Origin of the sequence: Pediococcus siamensis, assembly GCF_047220215.1 — a bacterium.
Taxonomy (GTDB): domain Bacteria; phylum Bacillota; class Bacilli; order Lactobacillales; family Lactobacillaceae; genus Pediococcus; species Pediococcus siamensis.
This window is the reverse complement of sequence record NZ_CP178375.1, coordinates 1,441,198-1,466,293: the sequence shown is the minus strand read 5'-3', so window position 1 is coordinate 1,466,293 and position 25,096 is coordinate 1,441,198. Positions and strand designations below refer to the sequence as shown.

Sequence of the window (25,096 nt, the reverse complement as noted above, 5' to 3'; positions counted from 1 at the left end):
GAGATGAAACTATGCAATGGAGAGGTGAAGTCAGTCAGGGGAGACCGAAAAGTGACCACACACGACTGACTTTAATTTTAAAAGGTGGGTTAATCGGAATTCTGGTTGGCCTGGTCGTTAGTATTTTTCGTTTGAGTATTGTGAAAGGCTTGCAGGGAGTAGCTTTTGCATATGAGTACCTGACTATTCATATTTGGTTACTGCCATTGTGGGCGGCCCTGATGGTCGGGTTAGCTATTTTCGTTGGCTACCTAGCAAAGCAGCATCCCGAAATTAAAGGTTCGGGGATTCCACAGGTTGAAGGCCAACTTTCGGGAATACTCGAGTATGCTTGGTGGCCAGCCCTATGGCGCAAGTTTGTAGGCGGAATCTTGGCGATTGGCTCAGGCCTCTTTTTAGGAAGAGAAGGGCCTTCGATTCAATTGGGCGCTACGGTAGGTCAGGGTTACGCTGAATTTTCCCATGAAACGGAAGTTAACCGGCGCGTCTTTATTGCGAGCGGGGCGGCCGCCGGATTATCTGCGGCATTTAATGCCCCGATAGCCAGTACGTTATTTGTACTCGAAGAAGTTTATCATAATTTTTCACCGTTAATCTGGACAACTGCCTTGGCAAGCGCCATTACGTCGAATTTAGTTTCAACTGAGTTTTTCGGCTTAACTCCCGTTTTACATATTGTCTACACCAAGGCATTGCCGTTGCGTATGTATCCCCACGTATTACTTTTAGGTGTTTTTTTAGGTGTTATGGGGTTTGTTTATCAAAGAGTACTTTTAAAAATGGGCGATTGGTATGCTTATTTAGCTAAAATTCCCAGCTGGTTGTATGGCGTCGTACCGTTTATTTTGGTGATTCCCATTGGTTTGTGGGCGCCACACCTGCTTGGCGGTGGAAATGCCATTATCTTAAATATTGCAGCGCAAACACCAGGGTTGGCGATCTTATTGGGGATTTTTGCAATTCGGTTTATTTTTTCAATGATTTCTTATGGTTCTGGGTTACCTGGTGGTATTTTTTTGCCAATTTTGTCTTTAGGGGCCGTTCTCGGCGCAATTTATGCCCAAACCATGATTGCCTGCCATCTTTTCCCGGAAAGTGATTTGACAAATTTCATTATTATCGCCATGGCCGGTTATTTTGCTGGGATTGGGAAAGCGCCATTTACTGCAATTCTCCTGATCACAGAAATGGTCGGTACACTGCATCATTTGATGCCTTTGGCGGTTGTGTCCATCACGGCTTATTTAGTGGTTGATTTGCTGGGCGGTGCGCCAATTTACGAGTCACTTTTGCATCGGATTGTAAAACCACTGGTACCGCACAGCGGGGGCAAATTAGACCGGATTGAATTCCCGATTTTTGCCGGCTCGGCATTTGTCGGTCATCAAGTCAGAGATTTTCACTGGCCCAAGAATAGTCTATTGATTGCGATTCGGCGCGGCGAACGTGAAATTATTCCGCATGGCGATACGCTGTTGATTGCCGGAGACACACTCATTATTACAACTAACCATCATAATCGCGGTTTCTTGTTGCAGGCTTTGCGCCATTTGCCAGATGCGTCGGAATAAATTGCACGGAGAAAGTTAATGCCAAGACTGGAAAAAAACAAGAAACTGTGATAAATTATAGAAGATATACGACAAGTTTAGGTAGGAGGTCGCTACTTGTATAATTTATTAATGACGATATTATTAATTGTTTCAGTTTTGATTATCATTGCTGTCATGATGCAACCGGCTAAGACAGATAATGCGATGGCATCTTTGACAGGTGGGGCAGATGACCTTTTTGCCAAATCAAAACCACGTGGATTCGAAGCTTTTATGCAAAAAGTCACGTTAGTTCTCGGAATAGTTTTCTTTGTGATTGCAATTGCAATGGTTTACGTTTCCTCACACTAACGACTAAGCCTCCTGTGTTTTGCAGGAGGCTTTTAATTAAGTTAAAAACATTAAAATATTTGAGGTAGAGTATGGAAACAAATAAACTGCAAGCTTCAGTAAGTAATTTTTTAAATCAACATCCTAAAGAAAGTTTTACAGCTGAAGAAATTTTTCAAAAATTAAATCTAGAAGGAGCCAGCGTTTTTAACATTTTGGTTAAAGAACTGGCGGTTATGGAACGCTCTAATCGGTTGCACATTACCGAACAGGGAAAATTCACCTTGCCAATCCAAGCCAACCAGCAATTAGTCCATGGGGTTTTTCACGCCAATGACCGGGGATTCGGTTTTGTTGCCGTGGACCCCGCTGTTCCGGATATCTATATTAGTGAGGAACATACTGCTTTTGCCTTGAACCAAGACGAAGTCGATGTTCGAATTACCCGCGCAGCCAAACCTGGAGACGACAAAGGTCCTGAGGGTGTCGTGACTAAAATTACCGAACGCCACTTCACACAGGCGGTTGGCGTTTTTCAATCTTCCGGTGCGGATCCTGCAAATGGAGTTATCGGGGAAATTGAATTAAAGGATAAAAAACTTTCGGCATATCACTTCGATGTGTTAGGTACGGGTATCAAACCGCAAGATGGCGCGGTTATTACGGCCGAAGTGACGCAGTACCCGAATCTAAAGCATCCTAAGTTAATGGCTGGGATTGCCAAAGAAACGATTGGCTTTAAGGATGATCCGGGCGTTGATATTTTACAGGTGATTTATCAACACGAAGTTCCTTACGAGTTCCCGGATGATGTCAAAGAGGAAATTAAAACCATTCCGGACGTGGTTACCGATGCTGAAAAAGTGGGGCGCAAGGACTTAACTAGCGAAACCGTGGTGACGATTGACGGGGACGATTCCAAGGATTTCGATGATGCCGTGGGTGTTTACAAAATGGCTAATGGCCACTACCATTTGAGTGTCAACATTGCCGATGTCAGTCACTATGTTAAGGAAGGTTCACCGTTAGATCACGAAGCCTATCGTCGCAGTACCAGTGTTTATTTGACGGACCGTGTTGTGCCAATGCTACCACGGAAACTGTCAAACGGAATCTGTTCACTGAACCCGGAAGTTGAGCGTTTAGCGATGACCTGTGAGATGGAGTTAGACGGTGAAGGCAAGGTTGTTGACCACAAGATCTATCCGAGTGTCATCAAATCTGACGCCCGCATGACCTATGGTGATGTAAACAAGATTTTAGAGGCCCATGACGAAAAGACCCGGGCTCGTTATGCCGATCTCGTGCCAATGTTTGAAACGATGGCCGATTTGCATAAGATTTTGCTTAAACGCCGCAAACGACGTGGAGCTATTGAATTTGACGACAATGAAGCTCAAATTATTGTGGATGAAACGGGGCACCCAATTGATATTAAGGTTCGCGTCCGAGGTACTTCGGAACGGATGATTGAATCCTTTATGTTAGCGGCCAATGAAACTGTCGCCCAGCACTATTCTGAGTTGAAAGTCCCATTCTTGTACCGGGTCCACGAGACACCGGATAGTGAACGGATGCTAAGTTTCTTTGAATTTCTAACTAACTTTGGTTATTCTGTCAAAGGAAGTTCTAAAAACATCAAGCCGAAAATGTTGCAAAGTGTCCTTAAGCAGGTTTCGGGCAGCAAGGAAGAAACCATGATTAATGTCATGATGTTGCGGAGTATGAAACAAGCGAAGTATTCTGAGGATTCCTTAGGCCATTTCGGGTTGGCAGCGCAATATTATACCCACTTTACGTCACCGATTCGGCGTTATCCAGATATGTTTGTCCACCGGTTAATTCGTCACTACGCCAACGACGGTCTTGGGGAAGCCTTTCAGGCACAGTACGTGGATCGAATTCCAGAAGTCGCGGCACACACTTCTAAACTGGAGCGACGGGGAATTGATACGGAGCGTGATGTTGACGGCATGAAGAAAGCCGAATACATGGGCGACCATATCGGTGAGGAATTTAAAGCGGTTGTCAGTTCTGTAATGAAGTTCGGCTTATTTGTCGAATTGGATAATACGGTTGAAGGTCTTGTGCATATTAGCCAGATGAAGGATGATTACTACGAATACGTGGAAAATCAGATGGCGCTGGTTGGGCGCAATACCCATCGTACTTACCAGATCGGCCAAGAGCTTGAAGTGAAGTTACTTCGGGTTGACAAAGATCAAAGCGAAGTAGATTTTGCACTATTGCACCCAGAAAAGACCCCGACAAGTGAAATTCAATTGCCACCCCGCCAGTTTAGAAATAACGGTAATTACCGATCTGGTAATCGACAGGGTGGTCATAATAAGAATTTTAATAAGAAAACGGGTCAATCTTATCGTAATAATTCAGCCAAGAAATTTCACGAAACAGCTACACACAAAAAGCCAACAACTTCCAAAACGTATGACCGCAAAAAGTAGGAGTGAGGTAAATGGCAAAGACGAAGAAGAAACAAGATTCGGCTTTAGCACAAAATAAGAAAGCTCGGCATGATTATCTGATTTTAAAAACCTACGAAGCCGGAATGGTTTTGACGGGGACCGAAATCAAATCCGTCCGGGCAAGTCGAATCAATTTACGGGATGGCTATGTTCAGATTCGTAATGGGGAAGCGGTGCTGATGAACATTCACATTAGTGAGTATTTAGAAGGTAACCAGTTTAATCACGACCCCTTGAGAAATCGGAAGTTACTTTTGCACAAAAAAGAAATCGCCGAACTCGCTGAACAGACACAAAACAAAGGGATTACGATTGTTCCGCTTAAGGTTTACCTAAAGCATGGATTCGCCAAGGTTTTAATCGGCGTTGCCAAAGGAAAACACGAATACGACAAACGTGAAACCATTAAGCGGCGTGATCAAGAGCGTGAAATTGCTAAGGCCGTCAAACGCTACCGTTAAAAATTAAAGCAAACACAAAAAAGAAGCTTCAAGGCAGCTAACCATTTTGGTTAGTTCCGCGAAGCTTCTTCTTTTTGTTGATGGCGGGCAATTGCTGGCATGATTAAGCCAAGCACAATTAGAATCACTGGTGTGACAATGTTCATAACCAGTTCTTGCCAGTAAGTAAAGGAACCGGCCGGCACATCTTGCGGTAAAATCCCAAAGGTAGCCGCAATAAAGGTAATAGCTAAACACCACACCGCGACTAGGTATGCCAGTCGATCATTCTTGATAAAAATATAATCAGATTGGAATTGCTGAGAATTCTTGCGTACCTGCATGAATGCAAAGAAAATCCAGCAGGTCACATATGGCGAAACGATTCCATTTAAATTCAGGAGCCAGTTAAAAATTTCATTCATGTCCGGTAAGAAAACACCCATCAATAATATGCCAGCAGAAAGTCCGGAGGTTAAGAGGTAACCATTGATCGGCCGGCCATTTTTATTGAGTTTTAACAGTTGCCGCGGCATAAATCGTTTGCCGGTATCCATAATCAGCATGCGGGTCATGGCGTCTAATAACAGGGCCAATAGCGCAAACATGTAGAGTAGCTGGGCGATGGAGAATAAAAACAGCATAGAGTGACCTAAGCCAATATGCCGGCCTACAAAGTCGAAAGCGTAGTAACTGCCGTTCATTTTGAGATCTGCTGGTAAGTGATGATCATTAAAGAACACCCCCAGTGAAAAAGAACCAAAAATAGTTAAAAAGGCAGCCATGACCGTTAGCATGATAATCGACTTCGGAAAATCGCGCTTGGGATGCTTCATGCGGGTCACATATGGTGCCACTAGTTCTGAACCGCTGGTCGCATAAATGAGAAGCCCTAAGGTTGAGAAAAAGTGTAAATCTATTTTAGGCGTGAACGTTGAAGCGTGCAATGGTGCCGAGGCAATATGTTCGCCGTGAATAAGATTGACCACCGTTAGAATGACGAACAAAACGGTCATGATAAACATGGCCCCACCGCCTAGAGCATTTAGCAGTTGGAGCGAATTTTTAATGTGGTTTTGCAAAAAAATAAAAATGATAAAGACTAAGAAAGTCAAAAAGGCAAACATTGCGTTGGACATGTGCTGCTCCATCGAATTATCGCCATTAATCAGCCAACCAAAGGCCACGACGACCGAGTTCGCCGTATCAACGACGTAAGGAATACTCGCTGCCCAGTACGTCCAGGCTGTAAAGTAACCCAAAGCATCTCCGCTAGTGGCGCGTACCCACGAACTCAAACCGCCACCTGCGTTGCTAAAAGTAGAACCGAGTTGGCCGACCATTAAGCCGTAGGGGACAACGTATAGCGCGAATAAAATGACCCAGGTAGTAATAATGCCTAACCCTTGATTCTTAAAGTTGTAAATAATGTCATCAAACCCAATGACGTTTACAAAGGCCATGAGTCCCAGGACCGGCCAGCTAATATACTTTGTATTTTTCATATTCCAAATTCCCTATCTCAAAAATCATTTAATTTTAGCACAAGTTAAATCCAAAACGCTATAAAAACTTGAAGCAAAAATAAAATTTTTCGCTCCAAGTTTTTTTAGGTTAATTTAGTTGTTGGCCAAGTGGCTGGCAGCGGCAAAGCAAACAAACGAGTTATTTCAGCTTAATCAGCGACGCAATTTGTAGACGGTAGCTTACACACGCAGCTTCAAGTGATGATAGTGATGACCGGCCACAATTTGCACGCGTTCTGATTTAAAGCCAACGCGCTCGTATAGTTTAGCTGCCTGGGGGTTTTCAAAGTCCACCAGCAAACCAACTTCCTGCGTCTGATTTTGAGCAGCAACGGTTGGTAAATACTGCAATAATTTTGTGCCGATCCCTTGTCCGCGACTAGATTCAGCCACACTTAAAGCATTTAGATACCATTCTTCAGGATCGGCTTCGGGATCGGAAAAAATGCTGATGTCTGTTGGAATGTGGAGTTCCGGATAGTAACGGGCAAAAACTTTAAATAGGGCCGCTTCATTTTTCCCTAAATAGCCAAACATGACCCCTAGAACCTTATCGGCTTCTTTAGCCACAATTAAATTAGCCAGCTGGCCTTGGTATTCAGGCGACGAAAAAGTTTTTTCGAAGAGTTGGGTTAATTGGGCGTTACTTAACTCATGAAGTGCTGGGAGCTCCATTTTGTCTAGAATGACTTTAATGAGGTTCACAATCTGAGGAACATCTTTTTTGGTTGCGGGTTGAATTTGCAAAACATAACCTCCATTTATTCCGTTAGTTTATTTTTATCCGAGGGATGCTCGTGAATATTGTTGAAACTTGTTTCGCCATTAGATAGGCGCCATCCAGGCAGGCTGGCTTTATTTTTGAGGGGCGCTTTCGGCTTTCCTTTTGCCCAGTGATCAAGAATGGCAGCCACACAAATACAAACAGGTTCTGTGGCTTGCTGTTTAATCGTTAGTTCACTGTAACCGGCACCGTACAAAAAGACGGGCGTAACCGTCATAACTAGCTGGCGACCGCTATAAACGTGGTGTAAGCCGGTACGGAGATTGCCTGTAATAAACCACTTTAATTTTTTGATGTACATAAACTCGTGAATCAAGCCGAACGTTTTTGAAATTGAACCAATTTTTTGTCCGTTAAAGAAAAGATCAAACTTAGGAAAAATGCCGACCGAAGTCTGCTTAATTTCTGCCAAGACATGGCCGTCAATGCTGTAGACGGATAAAGCATCATGACGAATACCCCATTTTCCCACTAATAAATAACAGGCGTTGTTGTGATCATCCCGCACAACAGTTGCGCCTTTATTAGTTGAATCCTGGTTTCTTACATATAGCTTACGCATAACTGCACCCCCGTAACCTCTGGGCTTACTGCCGGTTAGTTTTGAGTTGTTCCAAAATAGCTTTGCCAACCCCGTTTTCGTTGTTGGAAACGGTGAGGTGGTTAGCAAGTTGTTTAATTTCTGGAATGGCATTTCCCATCGCGTAGCTCGTATCGGCAACCTTAAGCATGGAAGCATCATTGAGGTTGTCCCCGATGGCCATAACTTGTGACATCGGGATATTCAATTCATCGGCGTAATGTTGCAGCGCAATCCCTTTCTGGGCCCGCACATTATTGATTTCAATGTTTGAAGCAGAAGAGGAGGTAATCGCCACATCCACTTTGACATTAATCTTAGCAGCTACTGGCTGGAGGCGTTTTTGGCCTTCAGTTGCAAAGGCAATAATTTTTAAAATACGCACGTTTTGATCATCAATGAGCTCTTGGTAACTGTCGACATAAGAGATATCCATTAATTCAACGCGGGCAGAAGCCAATGAAACGGCCAATTTGAACGGTGTTTGCGGATTAAGATTGGCCAAGAGTTGTGCCAAATTTTGAATGTGCATGGCACGGCTATTTGAGACAACGCCATCAGCAGTGACAACTTCGTAATAGAGATCAGCCAAGTTTAGTTCACGCATGATTTGCGAAACGGTTGCCCGGTGCAAGGGAACCATATCGAGGATTTTACCATCGACGTCATAGACTGCCGCACCATTTAACGTAATCATCGGAACTTGAATGCCAAACTGTTCGATTAACGGTTGAGCTTCTGCACGCTGTCTGCCCGTCGCAACAATGAAGTGAACGCCTTCACTTTGGGCCTGTTTGATTGCAGCTGCGTTTTCCTCAGAAATTTCCATTTTTTCGTTCAGCAAGGTACCGTCCATATCAGAAGCAATTATTGAAATCATATCTTCACGTCCTCACAAGGTTTTATACCTTCAGTTTACCATGAAGCCCAGTTTTTTTTTAGTCATAACTAGGCGGATTTTATGTTATTAAAACAATTACGGCTATGCTAGAATATGGGGGTGAGGTGTTAAAATGAAAACGTTTATTCATAATGATTGGCAGCAAGTTTTAGGGCCGAAATTTGAAAAGGCCTATTACAAAGATTTGCATGATTTTTTAAAGTCTGAATACAAACACTATTTAATCCATCCGGATATGTTTCATATTTTTGAAGCTTTCGAATGGACGCCCTTTAGCCAGGTTAAAGTTGTCATTTTGGGACAGGATCCTTATCATGAACCCAATCAGGCCCATGGCTTAAGCTTTTCGGTTTTGCCCGGCGTTAAAATTCCGCCGTCACTGCAAAATATCTATAAAGAACTCCAAGATGATTTAGGCATTAAACCCGTTTCGCACGGTTATTTAGAAAAGTGGGCCAAACAGGGCGTGCTGATGTTAAATACCGTTTTAACGGTCCGCAACGGCCAGGCTTTTTCACATAAAGGCAAAGGCTGGGAACAGTTGACGGACGCCGCCATTCAAAAGCTTTCTGAACGAGAAACGCCGGTGGTCTTTATTTTGTGGGGCAAAGCCGCCCAAGAGAAGATCGCGCTGATTGATACAAAACGCAATATTATTATTAAATCGGCTCACCCAAGTCCTTTTTCAGCCCGATACGGTTTTTTTGGTTCCCATCCTTTTTCAAAAACGAATGCGGCGCTAAAAGCGCTTGGGGAAGAACCGATTGATTGGCAGCTGCCAGAGCATGTAGAGGTTGCGCAAGCAAATCAACATTCTTCTCAACAAACGAGGTAAGTTTATGCACACATTTAAAACAGAATCTGCTCAACAAACCGAAGAAATTGGCAAGCAGCTTGCTGAGCTATTACAGCCAAACGATGTTATTTTGCTAGATGGTGACTTAGGGGCCGGCAAGACAACCTTTACTAAGGGATTGGCACAGGGGTTAGGCATCAAACGGTATGTCAAAAGTCCTACTTTCACCATTATTCATGAGTACCATGACGGACGAATGCCACTGTTTCATATGGATGTTTATCGGCTTGAAGATAGCAGCGGTGATGATCTGGGCTGGGATGAATATTTTTATGGTGGCGGTGTGACGGTCATTGAGTGGTCGCAGTTTATTCAAGACTACTTGCCGGACACCTTTTTAAAAATTCAGCTCAACCGCGATGGGCAATCTGATGAAACTCGCGTCTTGAACTTTCAAGCACAGGGGACACGTTATCAGCAATTACTGGATCAATTAAAAGAGAGGTTGAAATGAGTGCAGAAGAAGACGTCCAACTGGTGGAAGCTGGTGCACGGGATGCACAGGCAGTCCTGGAACTATTAACGCAATTAGATGGCCAAAGTGAAACTTTTACGGTTGAAGATGACCTCTCACAGCTTTCGGAAGCTGCAGAGGCTAAGCAGTTGGCGCTCATTCAAGAGAGCCGGGAAAATCTGATTTTTCTGGCGAAGTATCAGGGGCAGGCAATTGGTTTGGTGACGATTATCGAAATGCCTGACAGTCACTTAGGTGAATTAGGGGTTGCCGTTTTGAAACCATACTGGAATCAAGGATTAGGGACGGCCTTGGTTGAAGAAAGTTTGACTTGGGGACAGACCTTTAGTTGGCTAGATGGTTTTTTTCTCACGGTCCAAGCACGAAATAAGGCAGCCTATCACATTTACCAAAAATTAGGATTTAAAGAAATTGCGCATAATAAAAACGGCTACCACGATAAAAAGGGTAACCGTTATCCAACAATTGATATGCAGCTGCTATTTAATTAGCGATCCGCACAAATGGTTTTAGTTGGTCTGTGCCAAAGTTGTCAGCTTCGTAAAGCAGAATGTTGGCACAGGCAAGGCTATCATCCAAAGCATTATGATGATGGTCTAGCTCAATGCCTAGATGCTTGCAAACTGTATCCAGTTTATGGTTCTCAAATTCCGGGAAAAATTTTCGGCTGGAGCGAACCGTATCTAAAGTTAGATAATGGGTTCTTTGCAAATGATAGTGTTCTAGGCAGCTTTTTAAAACGCCATTATCAAACGGCGCGTTGTGAGCAACAATCAATTGATCCCGCTGAAAAAATGGGTTGATAACTGACCATATTTCGGGGAAAGTTGGCGCATCTGCAACGTCTTCTTCATGGATGCCATGGATCTGAACGTTGCGCCAGTTAAATTCGGTATCGGGCTTGATGAGTGAATAAAATTCATCTGCAACTTGATTATTGCGTACGATGGTTAAGGCTAAAGAACACGCACTGTATCGTTTGGCAGAAGCAGTCTCAAAGTCCATAGCAACAAAATTCATAGTATAAATCCTTTCGTGATTACTGGCGTTATAGTCATAACTTGATGGGTATATTATAAGCTGTGTTCGGCGAGAAAGATAGTATTTAAAATCGAAATCGGTTTAGAAGAGGAGCACATAAACATGGAAAGAATCGGTGTAATTGGATTAGGCAACATCGCGCAAAAAGCGTATTTGCCGGTGATGGCAACCCTGCAAGATCAATATGAATGGATTTTTTGTACACGCAATGCAGAAAAACGGACACAGCTTCAGCAAAAATATGGGGTTCGTCATGGTGAGAGTGACGTCGCCGCGTTGATTGCTGCCAAACCCAAAGCCGTCTTTGTCCATACCCCGACAAAAACGCACTACGACATTATTAAGCAGCTTCTCTGCCATGACATTCATGTGTATGTGGATAAACCCATTTCAGAAGATTTTGAACAGGTTGAAGAACTATATCGGTTGGCAGCCGCACGCAACTTATTGTTAACTTGCGGGTTTAATCGCCGGTTTGTTCCCTTTAACCAAAAATTGAAGGCCTTACCGCAAAAACAAATTATTCGCAGTGCCAAATTACGCGTAGCCGGAAGCCAGCCGGCTAAGTTTGCGATCTACGACTTGTTAATTCATGTGGTAGATACCGTTGCGTACTTGTTAGATGAACCGATTTTGAATCAACAAACACAGCTATTTACGCAAGGAGACGACCTCAACCAAGCGATCGTGACGCTCACAACGGCACATAGCGCGGCCACGGCGGAAATCAATTTAGTCGGAGGTGTTAATCAGGAAACCACCGAATTGGAAACCAAACAAGGCCTAGCAAGCGTTGAAAATTGTCAGACCTATTCCCTCAAGTCGGCTACCGGCGAACAAAGAATTGCGTCGCCCGATTGGCAGCCCACTTTAGTGACGCGCGGATTTGATCCGTTGATTCGGCAATTCCTGGCAGCGGTGGATGGCAAGCAGGCCAATCCAGTCTCGCCGGAATCAGCGATTGAAAGCCACCGAATTTGTCGAGATGCCGTTTTGCAGTTGGAAGTGTTAAAATGAGAAATAAATATAAATTGTAAATTGAAAGGAACTGGGTGGATTTGCAAACGATAACGGAAACATTCCCTAAAATTCAGATTTTTAAAGATGAACCTTTGTCTAAATATACAAACACAAAAACGGGTGGCCCGGCAGATTACTTAGCGTTTCCGCAAACAGTTGATGAAGTCAGCCAGTTGTTAGAATGGGCAGATAACCAAAAAATGGCGTTGACCGTCATTGGTAATGCCAGTAATTTAATTGTCAGGGATGGCGGTATTCGCGGTTTGACAGTTATCTTAACGAAAATGAATCACATTCGGGTTGCTGGCGACCAAGTGATTGCTCAAGCAGGAGCCGCGATGATCCAAACGACAGAAGTGGCGTATCAGGCTGGCTTAACAGGTGTGGAGTTTGCAGCTGGAATCCCCGGTAGTGTCGGTGGCGCGGTCTTTATGAATGCCGGTGCGTATGGCGGTGAAATCAGTGAAGTGGTGAGTGAAGTTCAGATTTTAACCCGTAAAGGCCAAATCAGGACACTGACTAATCAGGAACTGGATTTTAGTTATCGTCACAGCAGTATTCAGGATTATGAAGATATTGTTCTTTCTGCAACCTTTAGTTTAAAACCGGGCGATAGTGAAAAGATTCGGGCACAAATGGATGAACTAAACCGTCTGAGAGCTTCGAAACAGCCTTTGGAATATCCTTCATGTGGGAGTGTTTTCAAGCGGCCTACGGGTTATTTCACGGGTAAACTGATTCACGAGTCGGGGCTACAGGGTTTTCAAATCGGCGGCGCTCAAGTTTCTAAAAAACATGCCGGTTTTATTATTAATGTCGGCGGCGCAACAGCAACGGATTATTTGCGAGTTATTCATCACGTTCAAGATACGGTTTTTGAAAAATTTGGCGTTCATTTGCAAACGGAAGTCCGCATTATTGGTGCAGAATAAAGATGCACGGCTATTGTGGTTTTTAGAACAATGGCGGGGGCTTTTGAAAAAATGGCTTAAAAAGTTGGGTTACGCGGATGAGTAACAATTCTCCATCAAAAAAAGACAGGTAAAATTTTCTGGAATTTTACCTGTCTTTTTTGTCACTCATTTTATTCTGAACGGCGAATCACACGTAGCACAACGTAAATGGTACTTTGCAATACCGTCATGAGGATAACAAAAGCTAGCATTTGTAACGACCACATATTGAAAATCGGTTTTAGAACCCATTCGGGACTGATCAGTAAATAGATGGTATGCAGCCTTAAGAAACGACCAATAAAAATACCAATGGAAGACAGGGTTGTAAAAATGCCCACGATTCCCATTTCAATCAGGTGATACTTGAGATGATAACGGGCCACGATGGAACGCGTCACTTGCGTCATACTCCACATGCCAAGCAAAACGCTGGGAATAACGGCCAGCAACATGTAGATGAAATAAATCCACATGGAGATGGACAAACGAATGAGACCACTGTCGCCATAGGGATGCAGGAGACTCAAATGAAATAAGTCCGTTAACAGATAGGGGGCATTTGGATAAAATAGCAGCCAGATTAAAATGCCTAGCCAAAATAAAACCGGATTTTTGGGGCGATCGGCAGTAATGTGAAACGCAATTTCAATTGGAATATACGCTAAAAAGGTGTTTAGCAGTAAAAAATGATAGGGTGGGTGCACAAATAGGGCGATATAGAGCAGTCCCAGCCCATAACAGAGTCGAATAAGCCATTTTGTCTTTTTTGTCATAATGAATCCCTCGCTAAATTTATTGTAGCAGATGGGATTGCCAATTTGCTATAAATATAGACTGAAATTATGGTGTTTGCGAACTTTTTATTAAGAGGCTCTGTGCTATAATTATTTCTGTATTGGTTTGGAGGAAAAACAAATGAATTTTGCTTGGGATCGACTGATTACATTACATAATTTTATGAATCTAATCGACATCCTTGTGGTTTGGTTTGTAATTTATGAGTTAATCATGTTACTAAGAGGAACAAAGGCGGTTCAGCTTTTTCGCGGAATTATTGTGATTATTCTGATTAAAGTTGTCAGCGTCTTGCTGGGATTAAGCACCGTTTCATGGATCATGGACCAAGTGATTAATTGGGGCGTGATCGCCATGGTTGTCATTTTTCAGCCCGAGATTCGACGCGGTCTCGAACATTTAGGCCGCGGATCCATGTTTGTCAAAAATAAATCACAAAACGAAGCAGAAACACGGATGATTGCCGCTCTCGATAAAGCGATTCAATACATGTCTAAAAGGCGAATCGGAGCGCTGATTACCATCCAAATGGATACTGGGCTGGAAGACTATATTGAGACTGGGATTGCGTTAGATGCGGATATCACGGGAGAATTATTAATTAACATATTCATCCCTAACACCCCACTCCATGATGGTGCTGTGATCATTAAGGATAATAAGGTCGCTGTTGCAGCTGCCTATTTACCGTTATCACAAAGTACGATGATTCCAAAAGAGCTTGGTACGAGACACCGCGCGGCCGTTGGAATCAGTGAGGTCACGGATGCAGTCACGGTCGTTGTTTCTGAGGAAACTGGCGAAGTATCGATTACAAAGGATAACGAGTTGTTGCGCAATATGACTCAAGAGGACTACTTGCGTTATTTCCGCGATCAATTTCTCAGCGAAGTAGAACCTGAAAATCATAATGTGATTCAGGACTTTATAGAAGGCTTAACGGCTTTCTTTAAAGGGGGTCCGAAAAAATGAAGAAATTTTGGAAAAAGCGTTGGGTTTATCGGATTTTAGCACTGATTTTGGCGATTTTGTTGTTCACGTATGTTAATTCCGACCGGATGAATACGGTGAATGTGAACTCTGGTGAAAATGGGAATAACACGGCGTTGATGGCGAATAAAACGAAGACGCTAACGGTACCCTTGGAGCTAGATGTTAATAATAGTAAGTATTTGGTCAGCGGGTACCCTTCAAAAGTGAAAATAAAGATTACAGGGCCCAGTGCGCTCGTGACCACCACGACCAATACCCAAAACTTTAAGGCGTACGTTTCTTTACGAAAACTGGGCGTGGGCAAACACAAAGTCCAAATTAAAGAAGAGGGTTTGAATAAAGAACTCTCCTATAGTTTTGACCCCGAAACAATTAACATTACGATTGCCAACCGCAGAACAAAAACTTTTGCAATTCAAACGGAAGTCAATCAAGATGCCATTGCGAAAGGTTATGAAAGCAAAGCTGCAATTTTACGTTCTCAAACGGTGACAGCGACTGGTTCGGTTTCTGAGATTAACCGAATTGCGCAGGTGGTAGCCAAAGTCAATTTACCCAACAACACCAAACAGGATGTAACAACGCAGGTATTACTGCAGGCGGTTGATAATCGTGGTGATACGGTAAATGTTATTTTGGATCCACAGACGGTTAATGTGACGGTCCCAGTTCAAAAGAACAGCGACACATCCAGCAGTAGTTCGTCAAGTGGCTCCCAAGCCAGTTCGACGAGTGACGAGGCCGAAAATAGCCGCACAAATCGTACAGCGAATTCAAGTAGTTCGAGCAGTTCGAGTAGCTCCTCAAGCAGTTCGAAAAATTCAAGTAGTACCAAGAGCAGCAGCGTTTCAACAAGTTCTTCAAGTTCATCGAGTGAAAACTAATTAAAAACTAAACTTATAAATTAAGGAATGAGGAAAAACATGGCTTTAAAATATTTTGGAACAGATGGTGTACGTGGAATTGCAAACGAAAGCTTAACCCCTGAGATGGCCTTTCAATTGGGAAGAACGGGCGGTTATGTTCTGACACAACACGCCGAAAATGCGAATGAGCGTCCGCGGGTCTTAGTTTCTCGGGATACTCGGATCTCAGGCCAATTACTGGAAACAGCATTAATTTCTGGTTTGCTTTCGGTAGGAATCGAAGTTTTGAATATGGGTGTTGTCACAACGCCGGGGGTTGCTTACTTGGTTCGTAAACAAGAAGCTGATGCTGGTGTGATGATTACAGCTTCCCATAATCCCGTCCAGGATAACGGCATCAAGTTCTTTGGTTCCGATGGTTACAAGCTTTCTGATGAGTTAGAAGGCGAAATCGAAGTTTTGTTGGACAAAGAAACTGACGAGTTACCGCGGCCATCAGCAGAAGGTTTAGGAACCGAGAACGATTATCCAGAAGGTGCTTTGAAATATACACAATTCTTGGAACAAACGATCCCAGATGATTTGGAAGGTTTGCATGTTTGTGTAGATTCCGCCAATGGAGCAACAAGTGGCTTTGTATCCCAAATCTTTGCTGATCTAAATGCCGATTTTGATACCATGGCGACCTCACCAAATGGGCTGAATATTAATGCCAATGTTGGTTCCACTCATCCAGAACAGTTACAGAAATTTGTTGTTGAAAAGGGCGCTGATCTGGGGGTTGCGTTTGACGGTGACGGCGACCGGTGTATCGCGGTGGATGAATTAGGAAATATTGTCAACGGCGACAAGATTATGTACATCTGCGGCAAGTATTTAAGCAAACGTGGCCGTTTGAAGAAGGATACGGTTGTCACAACTGTGATGAGTAATCTCGGCCTTTATAAGGCTTTGGAAGCAAATGACTTACATTCTGTCCAAACTCAAGTTGGGGACCGCTATGTGGTGGAAGAGATGCTTAAAAACGGCTATAACGTCGGTGGCGAACAATCTGGGCACGTCGTATTCCTTGATTACAATACCACGGGTGACGGGATGCTTACGGCCTTACAGCTTTTGCACATTGTGAAGAAGACCGGTAAAAAACTGTCGGAATTAGCTAACGAAGTTAAAACTTATCCACAAAAGTTAGTTAACGTGAAAGTCAAAGATAAAAAGGCAGCCTTGAACAATGAGAAAATTCAGGCCATCATTAAAACTGTCGAAGAAGAAATGCACGGTGATGGGCGGGTGTTAGTCCGTCCTAGCGGTACAGAAGATTTGCTGCGTGTCATGGCAGAAGCCGCAACTAAGGAAGAAGTTGCAGCCTACGTGGATCGTATCGTTAAGGTTGTTGAAGAAGAAGTTGGCGTTGACGCGTAACCCTAGATTTCTATTTTTTAAAAGCTTGTCATTTGGAAAAAGTTTTCGTTAGGTTATGGCAGCTTTTTTCAAAATTAAATTCGTTTAAAATCCCGTATCTGGTAGTAATTGCCCGGATACGGGATTTTTGTTTTGACTTCAAAAATATACCAATATTAATAAAAGCACAAACCAAAATGATAATAAAGATTGACATTCCCTATATCATGCGATAAATTAGTAATTGTTTCAAACGTACCAATTTGATATATCTATATATACCAATTATAACTTATTTGTAAAGGGTGTTAAAAATGTGTGGAATAGTTGGAGTAACAGGACGAGAAGATTCAATTGAAATATTGGTTTCAGGACTTGAAAAGCTTGAGTATCGTGGTTACGATTCAGCAGGTATCTACGTCACTAATCGCAAAGGGCAAGATCACCTTGTGAAAACTCAGGGGAAAATTATCGACCTTAAGCATAAACTCACGCCAGCCATCCCGGGAACGACTGGCATTGGACATACCCGCTGGGCTACAAACGGGGTACCTAGCATTGCAAATGCACATCCCCAGTTTTCGAGTGATAATCGTTTTTACCTTGTGCATAACGGGGTCATCGAAAATTTTGAAGAATTAAAATCCACTTACTTAAAAAATGTCACTTTTGTGAGCCAAACGGATACCGAAGTCGTTGTGCAATTAGTGGATCATTTTGTGACCCAAGAAAACTTAACCACTAAACAGGCCTTCGAAAAAACTTTGGGACTCTTGGAAGGTTCTTCATACGCGTTTCTGTTGATGGATCGTGATGATCCGGAGACGTTATACGTTGCCAAAAATAAAAGTCCGCTTCTGATCGGCTTGGGTGAGGACTTTAATGTGGTTTGCAGTGATGCTTTAGCCATGTTGAACGTCACAAAAGATTTTCTGGAATTGCAGGATGGCGAAATGGTCATTGTGACGCCCAGCTCTGTCGAAATTTCAGATCAGAATGGCAATCCTGTTCAGCGAGAAGCTTTCCACGTGGATCTTGATCCTAAAGAAGCAGATCGAGGCGCTTATCCTTATTACATGTTAAAAGAAATTGATGAGCAACCAGCTGTTTTACACCGGATTCAAGAGACTTATTTAGAGAATCCTGCGCAACCAGCAATCGGGGCGGATCTACTGGCAGCTATGAAACAAGCAGACCAGATTTACATTGTGGGAGCCGGAACAAGTTATCATGCTGGCTTAGTTGGAAAAGAATTGTTTGAACGCCTGGCGCAGGTGCCCACACAAGCTTTAGTCGCATCCGAGTTCGCTTATGCAGATCCCATGCTAAGTCAACATCCTTTCTTTATTTTCTTAACGCAAAGTGGAGAAACCGCTGATAGCCGCCAGGTGCTGGTTCGAGTTAAAGAAGAGTGGCATGCGCCAAGTTTGACCATCACCAATGTTGAAAACTCGACGTTGTACCGTGAGGCTACGTATCAGTTACTTTTGAAAGCTGGTCCCGAAATTGCGGTTGCATCGACGAAGGCTTACACAGCCCAAATTGCGGTGGAAGCCGTGGTGGCTAAAGCGTTGGGGATGGCAAAACAGATTGCAAATGCCAAACAGTTTGATTTACAGCATCAACTTAGTTTAGCAGCCAATGCGATTCAGGCAATTGTGGATGATAAAGAAGAAATTAAACAAATTGCACATGACAATCTCGCCACGACACGCAACGCCTTTTATATCGGTCGTGGGGTTGATTACTTCGTTGCACTGGAAGCAGCGCTGAAACTAAAGGAAATTTCGTATATCCAAGCGGAGGGCTTTGCGTCAGGCGAACTGAAACATGGGACAATTGCATTAATTGAGGATCAAACCCCAGTGATTGCCTTGCTGACACAGAAAAAGACGGCGGGACATACCCGAAGTAATATCCAAGAAGTGCAATCTCGTGGTGCCCGTGTTTTACGAATTGCATCGCAAAACTTGGCCAAACCAGGAGACGAAATTGTCATTCCCGCCATTTCAGAATTGTTGATTCCTCTCATTAGTGTGGTACCAGCGCAATTACTAGCCTACTATGCCAGCTTAGAGCGCGGCTACAATGTGGATCAACCGCGTAATTTAGCTAAGAGTGTGACGGTTGAATAGAATTGAAAAAGAGCAAAAGTCAATTAAACTTCTGGTGACTGGAATGATGGTTCGGAGGCAAACGCTTGTCTACAACCACGATTTATCAGCAGATATAAATAGTGAAACTGGGACAGCTTGTAACGCTTGTCCCAGTTTTTTTTGACCTTTTTTAAAAAAGCTAATTATTAAATTTTAGTTACAATCTGATCATAAACCTTGTAAAAGCCTGTTGTAGCGCGTTTTTGCCTGTAGTGATGATGCTTGTATGTTTCAATACGATTAAAGTTATTAAGATTAGTCTAATTTCGTTATATACTAGTAGACAAGATCATCAAAGATACGGGGGAACGCACATGCATAAACGTTGGTTACCGTTCGTTTCACTTTTTGTGGTGATTTCGGCAATGGCAGTTTTCGGCTTACATGCTCAGCCGGTTCACGCGGATTCACCGCAGGCTTTTATTTCGCGGTTAAAGCCTGATGTTAAAAGTGTTTCAACAAAATATAATCTATACGGTTCACTGATGATGGCACAAGCTGCTTGTGAAAGTGCTTGGGGACAGAGTCAGCTTGCCATCAAAGGCAATAATTATTTCGGAATTAAAGGTACATATAAAGGCAAGTCCGTTACCATGCGTACGGCGGAGTATACATCATCCGGTAGGCTCTACTATACCAACGCAGCGTTTCGAAAATATCCGAACGCTAAGGCATCGTTGAACGATAATGGAAATCTTTTGCGGAATGGGTTAGCTTGGAATCACGCCTATTATCGTGGAACTTGGAAGGAAGTTGCCAAGACACCCGAAGCCGCAGCCAATTATCTGACCGGCCGCTATGCAACAGCACCGTCCTATGCCAAAACGTTGATTAGTCTCATCAAGGGTTATAATCTGCACAATTTGATTGACGGGACAGCTGTGAAGTATACGAAGAAAAATTTGCGGATGCAGGTTAAATTAAAACCAGGACATGACTTCTATAATCATATTCCGGGCAGTACTTACAGTTCAAAGCGGAAGCACTACGGTACAACTTATAAAGGAAAAACAATTACAATTGACGACCAGGGTGTTAAAAAAGGTGCCAAAACACCATACTACCGGTGCTATTATAAGGGAAAGCTGATTGGATGGATTTATTCAACGGCTGTTGTTCAAGTGGCTACTTACAAATCCGTGTACAAGGTTGCGCAAGTAAGCAGCAATCCCCAAAACGACTTTTATAATCACCTGACCTATAGTGTGTACGCAACTAAACGCTGGCACTACGGGAAAACTTATCGTAATCGAAACGTGACGATTGATAACCAGGCAACCCGAGCAGGCACGAAGACGCCATATTATCGCTGCTATGTGAATGGAAAAGAGATTGGTTGGATCTACGGAGGCGCACTCCAAAATGTGCGTTACTTGACCACAAAATACACGGCACAAACGCTTACGAAAAAAGTAAAGACCGTTCCGGGGCACAATTTCTATAATCATGTTCCCAAGAGCAGCTATACATCAAAATTAAAGAATTATGGTAAAAACTTTGCGAACAAGACGGTTCAAGTGGATATGACCTGTCAATTAGAGGGAGTTAAGACGCCCTATTACCGGTGCTATTACAATGGTAAGTTGATTGGTTGGATTTATGGCGGTGCTTTAACCAATTAAATATTAAATAAATATGAGTAAAGATTAAAAATAGATGGACTAATGTGAGAATTTGAGGTATATTATAGATACCATTTATTTACTTCCTCTCCCTGTTTACCCCAAATGAATACAGATGAGGGACATCTCTATGGTGTATACATCAGATGGTGAAGAACTGGAATTTTGTTCCGGTTCTTTTTTTAATGATTTTTTTAAAATTAGTTTGACACCGCTTACATAAAGCGGTATGATTACTGATGAAAGGTAGTAGTGCATCTCCTCTACCTTTAATCAATTCTCTTTCTCTCTTATGCCAAAAGATGTGTTCCGAACAGGAAAAGTTTGGAACGCATTTTTTTTGCGCTTCAAAAAGAAAACTTGCTTCTTAGCGCGATTGTCCGCTATACTAGATAGCTGGAGGCGGGATAATGAAGCAGCAAACTTTTACGCTTATTGAAGAGATTACGCGAAATGATGGGACGAAATATACTGAGATTGCCAATATGGTGATGAATGGACGGGCTGAGCTGGCAGCAGAACGCGGATTTATTAAGGAAGTCCGCATTCTGCAACTGAATATTCCGCATTCCGCGCACGTTATTAATTATGAGAACTATATCAATGCCCGCTATGAAGTGCCAGATGAAGATATGGATCACTGGGAAGAGTGGGAAAAAGACGATAAGATCATGGTCGATTTTAATGCCATTCTAAAGGAAAATCATATTTCTTAAGTGATTTTTGAACCAAAAGCGTGCAAATTATTAGAATTTGGTTGACAAGTCTGTGTTTTCCATGATATAAATATAAACATACTAATTGCTCCGTAGTTCAGTGGTAGAATAATTGACTGTTAATCAAGAGGTCGCTGGTTCGAACCCAGCCGGAGCAGTAAGCAATTATATGAAAGTCGCTATCCAATTTGAGATTGGGTAGCGACTTTTTTTGAAAAAAGACATGACATTATGATCAGGCATTTAACATTCGAGTTTTTTAAATGACAAGTCGTTTTGACAAACTAATGTGGCAACAGATTATATAAGCACCCAATACTAGAGTTAAAAAGCAGTGGATCATTTGCCTCGTACTTTGAGATAATGAATCTATTCCTGTTTGTAAGCTTTAGTTTGGTTAATTGGGACCTTGAATTGAGGAATAAGCCAAGACAACTTGGGACATAATTAATCCAATAAAAAACCAGACTCAGTTTTTAGTTAACTGAATCTGGTTTTAGTGTTTTATAAAGAAAAATCATCGAAATGCAAGGTACACAGTCATAGTTGATTATCGTTATCTAACTTCAGTCCAGTGGCTCAACAGATAAATGTTAACCACCGAGTACAGAAAACTCCATAAGAGTAAAATCCCACTTGAAAAGAACAGGGGCGTAATTATTTGATCCATTTCAGAAGTTCCGTTTATTTGCAACTGGAAAAGAGGTGTGAACAGATCACCAACTTTTGCCCCAATCGTACTCAGAATGTTTGAAACCAGAACAAAAACCAGGATATAGAGGACGAGGCGAACCAATTTCTGCGAAGTGTCAGGCAGAAATTTGCTGATCACATCGCCTAATAAGTGCACCATGCTAATAAAAGTCCAACTTGCCAATAAAATTGTCAAGAATAAGGCTAAGCCGCTGGAAACATAGCCTAGTGCATGACTAGGGATGTGCCAACTGAAGTCTTCTAGGTCCGTTAAGGTGCAAATACTAAATAAAATAAGTTCTAAAACGAGAAAATAAATAAAGCTTAGTAAGGACGAAAAAAAGTTTGCAATATACAATTTCGTATTCGAAATGGGTAAAAGGCGGTAGACACTATTTTTCCAAACATCCTCATTTTTGACCAGCAAAGAAAAGAAAAGCACAAATGCTGCAACGACACCATAACCGCTAGCAAATCCCGCGGGATAATCGGCTTCGAAATGTTGCTTAAAGAAGAGAATGACAACCGTTACGATTAGCGCGACGATCTGTAAGCCAAAGATTTTATGAACGCTGGTGCTCCTTTGCCGAAATAATGTTTGCAATAATTTGAACGAACTAGTCATTTTCATTTCCCCCTGTATAGATAGCTTCGTAGTATGCCTCGATACTTTGTCCATAAGTTTCGCGAATTTTATCCGCTTTTTCAGAGACAATAATGCGTTTATCCTTGACGATTAACACGGCATCGAGAATGTTTTCAATATCTTCAACGTGATGATCACTGATTAAGATAGTGGCATCTGTTGGTTTCCACTGTAAGATGCTAGCAATAATCTTCTTGCGCGACATGCTATCAATTCCGTCAAACGGTTCGTCGAGTAAGTATAATTTAACCTGGCGCGCAAGTGTAATTGCAATGACGAACTTCATCAAGTTTCCTTTTGAAAGGCTACTAAGACGTTGATGAAGGTCTAGATCAAGAAATTCGGCGAGACGTTGAAACGCACTCTCGGAAAAATCAGGATAGAGTTTGTCATAAAAAGCCACTACTTTTGCCATTCGTTCATGCTTGTCGACGCCGTCTAATTGGTGGCTAAAGCTAACAAGTTGTTTGCGTTGCAGGGGTTTCGTATGGTCGGCAACTTTAATTTCACCACGATAGTGTTTCGCTGCGCCGCTAATAAGGCGCATCAAAGTTGTTTTACCTGCACCATTGGCTCCCAGTAAACCGACGATAGAACCGGTATCAGCGGAACCATTTAGGTCTTTTAGAATAGTAGCCAAGTTGCGTTTGTACGAAAGATTGGTCAAGGATAATATCTTAGTCATGTTGCGCTTCCTTTCTTGATTGAATGTACGATTTCAAATACAGCAGCATTTCATCGGGCGTAATTTTTAAAGCCGTTAAATGCTCGTAAAGACCTTTGATTTGATCTTCGACAACGGTCTTTTTTAAAGCCACAAGAATTTGCGTGTCGGTCGTCACAAAATTACCACGTCCGCGTTTAGAGACTAAGACCTTTTCATCGATCAATTCCGCCAGTGCTCTTTGAATGGTGTTGGCATTTACCGTCAAGGTAACGGCAAGTTGCCGAACGGCGGGAATCTTTTCACCTGGACGCAGATTCTTAATGATGATTTCTCGATAAAGGTACTGCTTGATTTGATAGTAAATGGGAATCTTGTCATCGAATTGCATTGTGTTCCTCCTAACTAGTGTTTTAGCTTACTAGTACACTATAACCCTATTCTGCAAAAGAAGCAAGCTTTTAAAATTAAAACACTGTAAATATTTTTAAAAGGGTGATTGAAAAATTTGCATATCCGAAAATTTCCTTATTAAAATGTGGGATAATAAGCTAGTAAAAAAGATAATTAATATCGACATAATTCTGAAAAAGAGGATGAGTGAATGACTTATGGTGTGATTGGAACATGGCGTATGGCCTATGAAGGCGTTGGGAAAGCGTATGAGTTGCTGAAAAGAAATGGTAAAACCGGAGACGCAGTAGAGCAACTTGTCAATACTGTTGAGGATTATCCTTATTATCGTTCGGTTGGCTATGGCGGACTTCCAAATGAACAGGGAAATGTAGAGATGGATGCAGCCTTTATGGATGGGGATCATTTGGCAATTGGTGCAGTAGCGGGAATTCAGAATGTGAAGCATGCAGTTTCTGTTGCTCGCAAACTTAGTCATGAGCATTTTAATAGTTTTCGTGTGGGTGACGGAGCAACACAATTCGCTAAAGAATCCGGCTTTGAAATGGGTAATATGCTTACTCCAGAAGCCAAACGGATATGGCAAAATCGGCTTACAGAAGTCCAAAAGAAAGACCTGAATCCTTATGATGGGCACGATACGGTTGGCGCTGTGACTTTGGATGTGAATGGCTCAATGACAGCAGCTACATCAACTTCCGGTTTATTTATGAAAAAGCCGGGACGAATTGGAGATTCCCCATTATCAGGATCAGGATTTTATGTTGATAGTGAGATTGGCGGTGCAACAGCAACAGGACTGGGAGAAGACATTATGAAAGGCTGCCTTTCCTTCGAAATTGTAAGATTAATGGGCGAAGGGAAAACGCCACAACAAGCATGTGACCAAACTGTTTATCAATTTGCGGAAAAATTGAAGAGGCGCTACGGTAAAGTTGGTGAAATTTCCTTAATCGCCATGAATTGTAAGGGTGAATGGGGAGTGGCTACAAACGTTGAATTTACGTTTAGCGTGGGTACTGAAAAACAACAACCTAGTATTTTTATGGCACTTCCTGGGCCGAAGCGGACTACTTCGATTAAGCCGGTTACCAAAGAATGGTTAGCTGACTACGAAAGGAAGCTTAAATCCCCAATTAAATAAGATATTTACAAAAATAGAGTTGTCATTTCGAGATGGCA

At 42.5% G+C, this 25,096-nt stretch carries 25 protein-coding genes and 1 tRNA gene; 17 read left to right on the top strand and 9 right to left on the bottom strand.

Annotated features, from left to right (window positions below; translation table 11 throughout):
* Positions 1 to 11 precede the first annotated feature (11 nt).
* The 4 genes from ACLJJ6_RS07205 (at position 12) to smpB (ending at position 4,830) form a co-directional block, all read left to right on the top strand.
* Complete coding sequence (locus ACLJJ6_RS07205; RefSeq protein WP_412988596.1) at positions 12 to 1,571, top strand: chloride channel protein; 1,560 nt, start codon at positions 12 to 14, stop codon at positions 1,569 to 1,571.
* 96 nt (positions 1,572 to 1,667) lie between these two features.
* On the top strand, positions 1,668 to 1,904 hold the full coding sequence (gene secG / locus ACLJJ6_RS07200) for a preprotein translocase subunit SecG (RefSeq protein WP_412988595.1): 237 nt from the start codon (positions 1,668 to 1,670) through the stop codon (positions 1,902 to 1,904).
* 71 nt (positions 1,905 to 1,975) lie between these two features.
* Positions 1,976 to 4,348 carry a ribonuclease R gene (gene rnr / locus ACLJJ6_RS07195; protein ID WP_412988594.1) on the top strand — a complete coding sequence of 791 codons (2,373 nt, stop codon included), beginning with the start codon at positions 1,976 to 1,978 and terminating at the stop codon, positions 4,346 to 4,348.
* Positions 4,349 to 4,359: 11 nt separating this feature from the next.
* Complete coding sequence (gene smpB, locus ACLJJ6_RS07190) at positions 4,360 to 4,830, top strand: SsrA-binding protein SmpB (RefSeq protein ID WP_412988593.1); 471 nt, start codon at positions 4,360 to 4,362, stop codon at positions 4,828 to 4,830.
* A 50-nt stretch (positions 4,831 to 4,880) separates the two neighbouring features.
* Here smpB and ACLJJ6_RS07185 read toward each other — a convergent pair whose 3' ends face one another.
* From ACLJJ6_RS07185 to ACLJJ6_RS07170, 4 genes are all read right to left on the bottom strand, one after another.
* On the bottom strand, positions 4,881 to 6,314 hold the full coding sequence (locus ACLJJ6_RS07185) for an APC family permease (RefSeq protein ID WP_412988592.1): 1,434 nt from the start codon (positions 6,312 to 6,314) through the stop codon (positions 4,881 to 4,883).
* A 201-nt stretch (positions 6,315 to 6,515) separates the two neighbouring features.
* Positions 6,516 to 7,082 (bottom strand): GNAT family N-acetyltransferase, encoded by a 567-nt coding sequence (locus ACLJJ6_RS07180; protein ID WP_412988591.1) that lies wholly within the window; start codon positions 7,080 to 7,082, stop codon positions 6,516 to 6,518.
* 14 nt (positions 7,083 to 7,096) lie between these two features.
* A complete protein-coding gene (locus ACLJJ6_RS07175; protein WP_412988589.1) occupies positions 7,097 to 7,681 on the bottom strand; it encodes an LURP-one-related/scramblase family protein in 585 nt (194 codons plus the stop codon).
* A gap of 25 nt (positions 7,682 to 7,706) precedes the next feature.
* Positions 7,707 to 8,579 (bottom strand): Cof-type HAD-IIB family hydrolase, encoded by an 873-nt coding sequence (locus tag ACLJJ6_RS07170; protein WP_412988588.1) that lies wholly within the window; start codon positions 8,577 to 8,579, stop codon positions 7,707 to 7,709.
* Positions 8,580 to 8,712: 133 nt separating this feature from the next.
* Between ACLJJ6_RS07170 and ACLJJ6_RS07165 the strand changes: the two genes are divergently transcribed.
* Genes ACLJJ6_RS07165 through ACLJJ6_RS07155 form a run of 3 tightly spaced genes read left to right on the top strand, consistent with a single transcriptional unit; the run spans position 8,713 to position 10,422 of the window.
* The gene (locus ACLJJ6_RS07165) at positions 8,713 to 9,435 is read left to right on the top strand and encodes a uracil-DNA glycosylase (RefSeq protein ID WP_412988587.1); all 723 of its coding nucleotides are present in this window, start codon (positions 8,713 to 8,715) and stop codon (positions 9,433 to 9,435) included.
* 4 nt (positions 9,436 to 9,439) lie between these two features.
* Entirely contained in the window at positions 9,440 to 9,910 is a 471-nt protein-coding gene (gene tsaE, locus ACLJJ6_RS07160; RefSeq protein ID WP_412988586.1) for a tRNA (adenosine(37)-N6)-threonylcarbamoyltransferase complex ATPase subunit type 1 TsaE, read from the top strand.
* Positions 9,907 to 10,422 (top strand): GNAT family N-acetyltransferase, encoded by a 516-nt coding sequence (locus ACLJJ6_RS07155; RefSeq protein WP_412988584.1) that lies wholly within the window; start codon positions 9,907 to 9,909, stop codon positions 10,420 to 10,422. The genes tsaE and ACLJJ6_RS07155 overlap by 4 nt, the downstream gene beginning before the upstream one ends.
* Here ACLJJ6_RS07155 and ACLJJ6_RS07150 read toward each other — a convergent pair.
* Positions 10,415 to 10,951: a 3'-5' exonuclease gene (locus ACLJJ6_RS07150; protein WP_412988582.1), complete on the bottom strand. Its 537-nt coding sequence runs from the start codon at positions 10,949 to 10,951 to the stop codon at positions 10,415 to 10,417. The two genes, ACLJJ6_RS07155 and ACLJJ6_RS07150, sit on opposite strands and share 8 nt — an antisense overlap.
* Positions 10,952 to 11,074: 123 nt before the next feature.
* On the opposite strand from ACLJJ6_RS07150, the gene ACLJJ6_RS07145 reads away from it, so the two are divergent.
* Positions 11,075 to 11,989 carry a Gfo/Idh/MocA family protein gene (locus ACLJJ6_RS07145; protein ID WP_412988581.1) on the top strand — a complete coding sequence of 305 codons (915 nt, stop codon included), beginning with the start codon at positions 11,075 to 11,077 and terminating at the stop codon, positions 11,987 to 11,989.
* 35 nt (positions 11,990 to 12,024) lie between these two features.
* Positions 12,025 to 12,924 carry a UDP-N-acetylmuramate dehydrogenase gene (gene murB, locus ACLJJ6_RS07140; RefSeq protein WP_412988579.1) on the top strand — a complete coding sequence of 300 codons (900 nt, stop codon included), beginning with the start codon at positions 12,025 to 12,027 and terminating at the stop codon, positions 12,922 to 12,924.
* A gap of 152 nt (positions 12,925 to 13,076) precedes the next feature.
* Here murB and ACLJJ6_RS07135 read toward each other — a convergent pair whose 3' ends face one another.
* The gene (locus ACLJJ6_RS07135) at positions 13,077 to 13,721 is read right to left on the bottom strand and encodes a DUF1361 domain-containing protein (protein ID WP_412988577.1); all 645 of its coding nucleotides are present in this window, start codon (positions 13,719 to 13,721) and stop codon (positions 13,077 to 13,079) included.
* Between the two features lie 142 nt (positions 13,722 to 13,863).
* On the opposite strand from ACLJJ6_RS07135, the gene cdaA reads away from it, so the two are divergent.
* From cdaA to ACLJJ6_RS07100, 7 genes are all read left to right on the top strand, one after another.
* Positions 13,864 to 14,715 (top strand): diadenylate cyclase CdaA, encoded by an 852-nt coding sequence (gene cdaA, locus ACLJJ6_RS07130; RefSeq protein ID WP_412988576.1) that lies wholly within the window; start codon positions 13,864 to 13,866, stop codon positions 14,713 to 14,715.
* The gene (locus ACLJJ6_RS07125; RefSeq protein WP_412988574.1) at positions 14,712 to 15,620 is read left to right on the top strand and encodes a YbbR-like domain-containing protein; all 909 of its coding nucleotides are present in this window, start codon (positions 14,712 to 14,714) and stop codon (positions 15,618 to 15,620) included. Before cdaA ends, ACLJJ6_RS07125 begins: the two co-directional genes overlap by 4 nt.
* A gap of 39 nt (positions 15,621 to 15,659) precedes the next feature.
* Positions 15,660 to 17,024 (top strand): phosphoglucosamine mutase, encoded by a 1,365-nt coding sequence (glmM, locus tag ACLJJ6_RS07120; RefSeq protein WP_412988572.1) that lies wholly within the window; start codon positions 15,660 to 15,662, stop codon positions 17,022 to 17,024.
* A gap of 293 nt (positions 17,025 to 17,317) precedes the next feature.
* Positions 17,318 to 19,138: a glutamine--fructose-6-phosphate transaminase (isomerizing) gene (glmS, locus tag ACLJJ6_RS07115; protein ID WP_412988570.1), complete on the top strand. Its 1,821-nt coding sequence runs from the start codon at positions 17,318 to 17,320 to the stop codon at positions 19,136 to 19,138.
* 335 nt (positions 19,139 to 19,473) lie between these two features.
* Positions 19,474 to 20,781, top strand: a complete 1,308-nt coding sequence (locus ACLJJ6_RS07110; protein ID WP_412988568.1) for a glucosaminidase domain-containing protein — start codon at positions 19,474 to 19,476, stop codon at positions 20,779 to 20,781.
* A 410-nt stretch (positions 20,782 to 21,191) separates the two neighbouring features.
* Positions 21,192 to 21,497, top strand: a complete 306-nt coding sequence (locus ACLJJ6_RS07105; RefSeq protein ID WP_412988566.1) for a hypothetical protein — start codon at positions 21,192 to 21,194, stop codon at positions 21,495 to 21,497.
* Between the two features lie 86 nt (positions 21,498 to 21,583).
* A tRNA-Asn gene (locus ACLJJ6_RS07100) sits at positions 21,584 to 21,655 on the top strand.
* A 398-nt stretch (positions 21,656 to 22,053) separates the two neighbouring features.
* On the opposite strand, the gene ACLJJ6_RS07095 is transcribed toward ACLJJ6_RS07100, so the two are convergent.
* From ACLJJ6_RS07095 to ACLJJ6_RS07085, 3 genes are read right to left on the bottom strand one after another with little or no spacing between them, the layout of a single operon-like run.
* Complete coding sequence (locus tag ACLJJ6_RS07095; RefSeq protein ID WP_412988564.1) at positions 22,054 to 22,815, bottom strand: hypothetical protein; 762 nt, start codon at positions 22,813 to 22,815, stop codon at positions 22,054 to 22,056.
* Complete coding sequence (locus ACLJJ6_RS07090) at positions 22,808 to 23,521, bottom strand: ATP-binding cassette domain-containing protein (RefSeq protein ID WP_412988562.1); 714 nt, start codon at positions 23,519 to 23,521, stop codon at positions 22,808 to 22,810. Before ACLJJ6_RS07090 ends, ACLJJ6_RS07095 begins: the two co-directional genes overlap by 8 nt.
* Positions 23,514 to 23,891, bottom strand: coding sequence for a GntR family transcriptional regulator (locus ACLJJ6_RS07085; protein ID WP_412988561.1), 378 nt, complete (start codon positions 23,889 to 23,891; stop codon positions 23,514 to 23,516). The genes ACLJJ6_RS07090 and ACLJJ6_RS07085 overlap by 8 nt, the downstream gene beginning before the upstream one ends.
* 213 nt (positions 23,892 to 24,104) lie before the next feature.
* Here ACLJJ6_RS07085 and ACLJJ6_RS07080 point away from each other — a divergent pair, with 213 nt between their 5' ends.
* Positions 24,105 to 25,058 carry a N(4)-(beta-N-acetylglucosaminyl)-L-asparaginase gene (locus tag ACLJJ6_RS07080; protein ID WP_412988560.1) on the top strand — a complete coding sequence of 318 codons (954 nt, stop codon included), beginning with the start codon at positions 24,105 to 24,107 and terminating at the stop codon, positions 25,056 to 25,058.
* Positions 25,059 to 25,096 lie beyond the last annotated feature (38 nt).

Excerpts from the sequence above, each read along its gene's own strand:
- glmM (WP_412988572.1), top strand. The coding sequence starts at position 15,660 with ATGGCTTTAAAATATTTTGGAACAGATGGTGTACGTGGAATTGCAAAC.
- tsaE (WP_412988586.1), top strand. The coding sequence starts at position 9,440 with ATGCACACATTTAAAACAGAATCTGCTCAACAAACCGAAGAAATTGGC.
- ACLJJ6_RS07080 (WP_412988560.1), top strand. The coding sequence starts at position 24,105 with ATGACTTATGGTGTGATTGGAACATGGCGTATGGCCTATGAAGGCGTT.
- ACLJJ6_RS07175 (WP_412988589.1), bottom strand. The coding sequence starts at position 7,681 with ATGCGTAAGCTATATGTAAGAAACCAGGATTCAACTAATAAAGGCGCA.
- rnr (WP_412988594.1), top strand. The coding sequence starts at position 1,976 with ATGGAAACAAATAAACTGCAAGCTTCAGTAAGTAATTTTTTAAATCAA.
- ACLJJ6_RS07105 (WP_412988566.1), top strand. The coding sequence starts at position 21,192 with ATGAAGCAGCAAACTTTTACGCTTATTGAAGAGATTACGCGAAATGAT.
- ACLJJ6_RS07170 (WP_412988588.1), bottom strand. The coding sequence starts at position 8,579 with ATGATTTCAATAATTGCTTCTGATATGGACGGTACCTTGCTGAACGAA.
- cdaA (WP_412988576.1), top strand. The coding sequence starts at position 13,864 with ATGAATTTTGCTTGGGATCGACTGATTACATTACATAATTTTATGAAT.
- ACLJJ6_RS07155 (WP_412988584.1), top strand. The coding sequence starts at position 9,907 with ATGAGTGCAGAAGAAGACGTCCAACTGGTGGAAGCTGGTGCACGGGAT.
- ACLJJ6_RS07145 (WP_412988581.1), top strand. The coding sequence starts at position 11,075 with ATGGAAAGAATCGGTGTAATTGGATTAGGCAACATCGCGCAAAAAGCG.
- smpB (WP_412988593.1), top strand. The coding sequence starts at position 4,360 with ATGGCAAAGACGAAGAAGAAACAAGATTCGGCTTTAGCACAAAATAAG.
- ACLJJ6_RS07125 (WP_412988574.1), top strand. The coding sequence starts at position 14,712 with ATGAAGAAATTTTGGAAAAAGCGTTGGGTTTATCGGATTTTAGCACTG.
- ACLJJ6_RS07150 (WP_412988582.1), bottom strand. The coding sequence starts at position 10,951 with ATGAATTTTGTTGCTATGGACTTTGAGACTGCTTCTGCCAAACGATAC.
- glmS (WP_412988570.1), top strand. The coding sequence starts at position 17,318 with ATGTGTGGAATAGTTGGAGTAACAGGACGAGAAGATTCAATTGAAATA.
- ACLJJ6_RS07135 (WP_412988577.1), bottom strand. The coding sequence starts at position 13,721 with ATGACAAAAAAGACAAAATGGCTTATTCGACTCTGTTATGGGCTGGGA.
- ACLJJ6_RS07205 (WP_412988596.1), top strand. The coding sequence starts at position 12 with ATGCAATGGAGAGGTGAAGTCAGTCAGGGGAGACCGAAAAGTGACCAC.
- ACLJJ6_RS07110 (WP_412988568.1), top strand. The coding sequence starts at position 19,474 with ATGCATAAACGTTGGTTACCGTTCGTTTCACTTTTTGTGGTGATTTCG.
- ACLJJ6_RS07095 (WP_412988564.1), bottom strand. The coding sequence starts at position 22,815 with ATGACTAGTTCGTTCAAATTATTGCAAACATTATTTCGGCAAAGGAGC.
- ACLJJ6_RS07165 (WP_412988587.1), top strand. The coding sequence starts at position 8,713 with ATGAAAACGTTTATTCATAATGATTGGCAGCAAGTTTTAGGGCCGAAA.
- ACLJJ6_RS07185 (WP_412988592.1), bottom strand. The coding sequence starts at position 6,314 with ATGAAAAATACAAAGTATATTAGCTGGCCGGTCCTGGGACTCATGGCC.
- ACLJJ6_RS07085 (WP_412988561.1), bottom strand. The coding sequence starts at position 23,891 with ATGCAATTCGATGACAAGATTCCCATTTACTATCAAATCAAGCAGTAC.
- ACLJJ6_RS07090 (WP_412988562.1), bottom strand. The coding sequence starts at position 23,521 with ATGACTAAGATATTATCCTTGACCAATCTTTCGTACAAACGCAACTTG.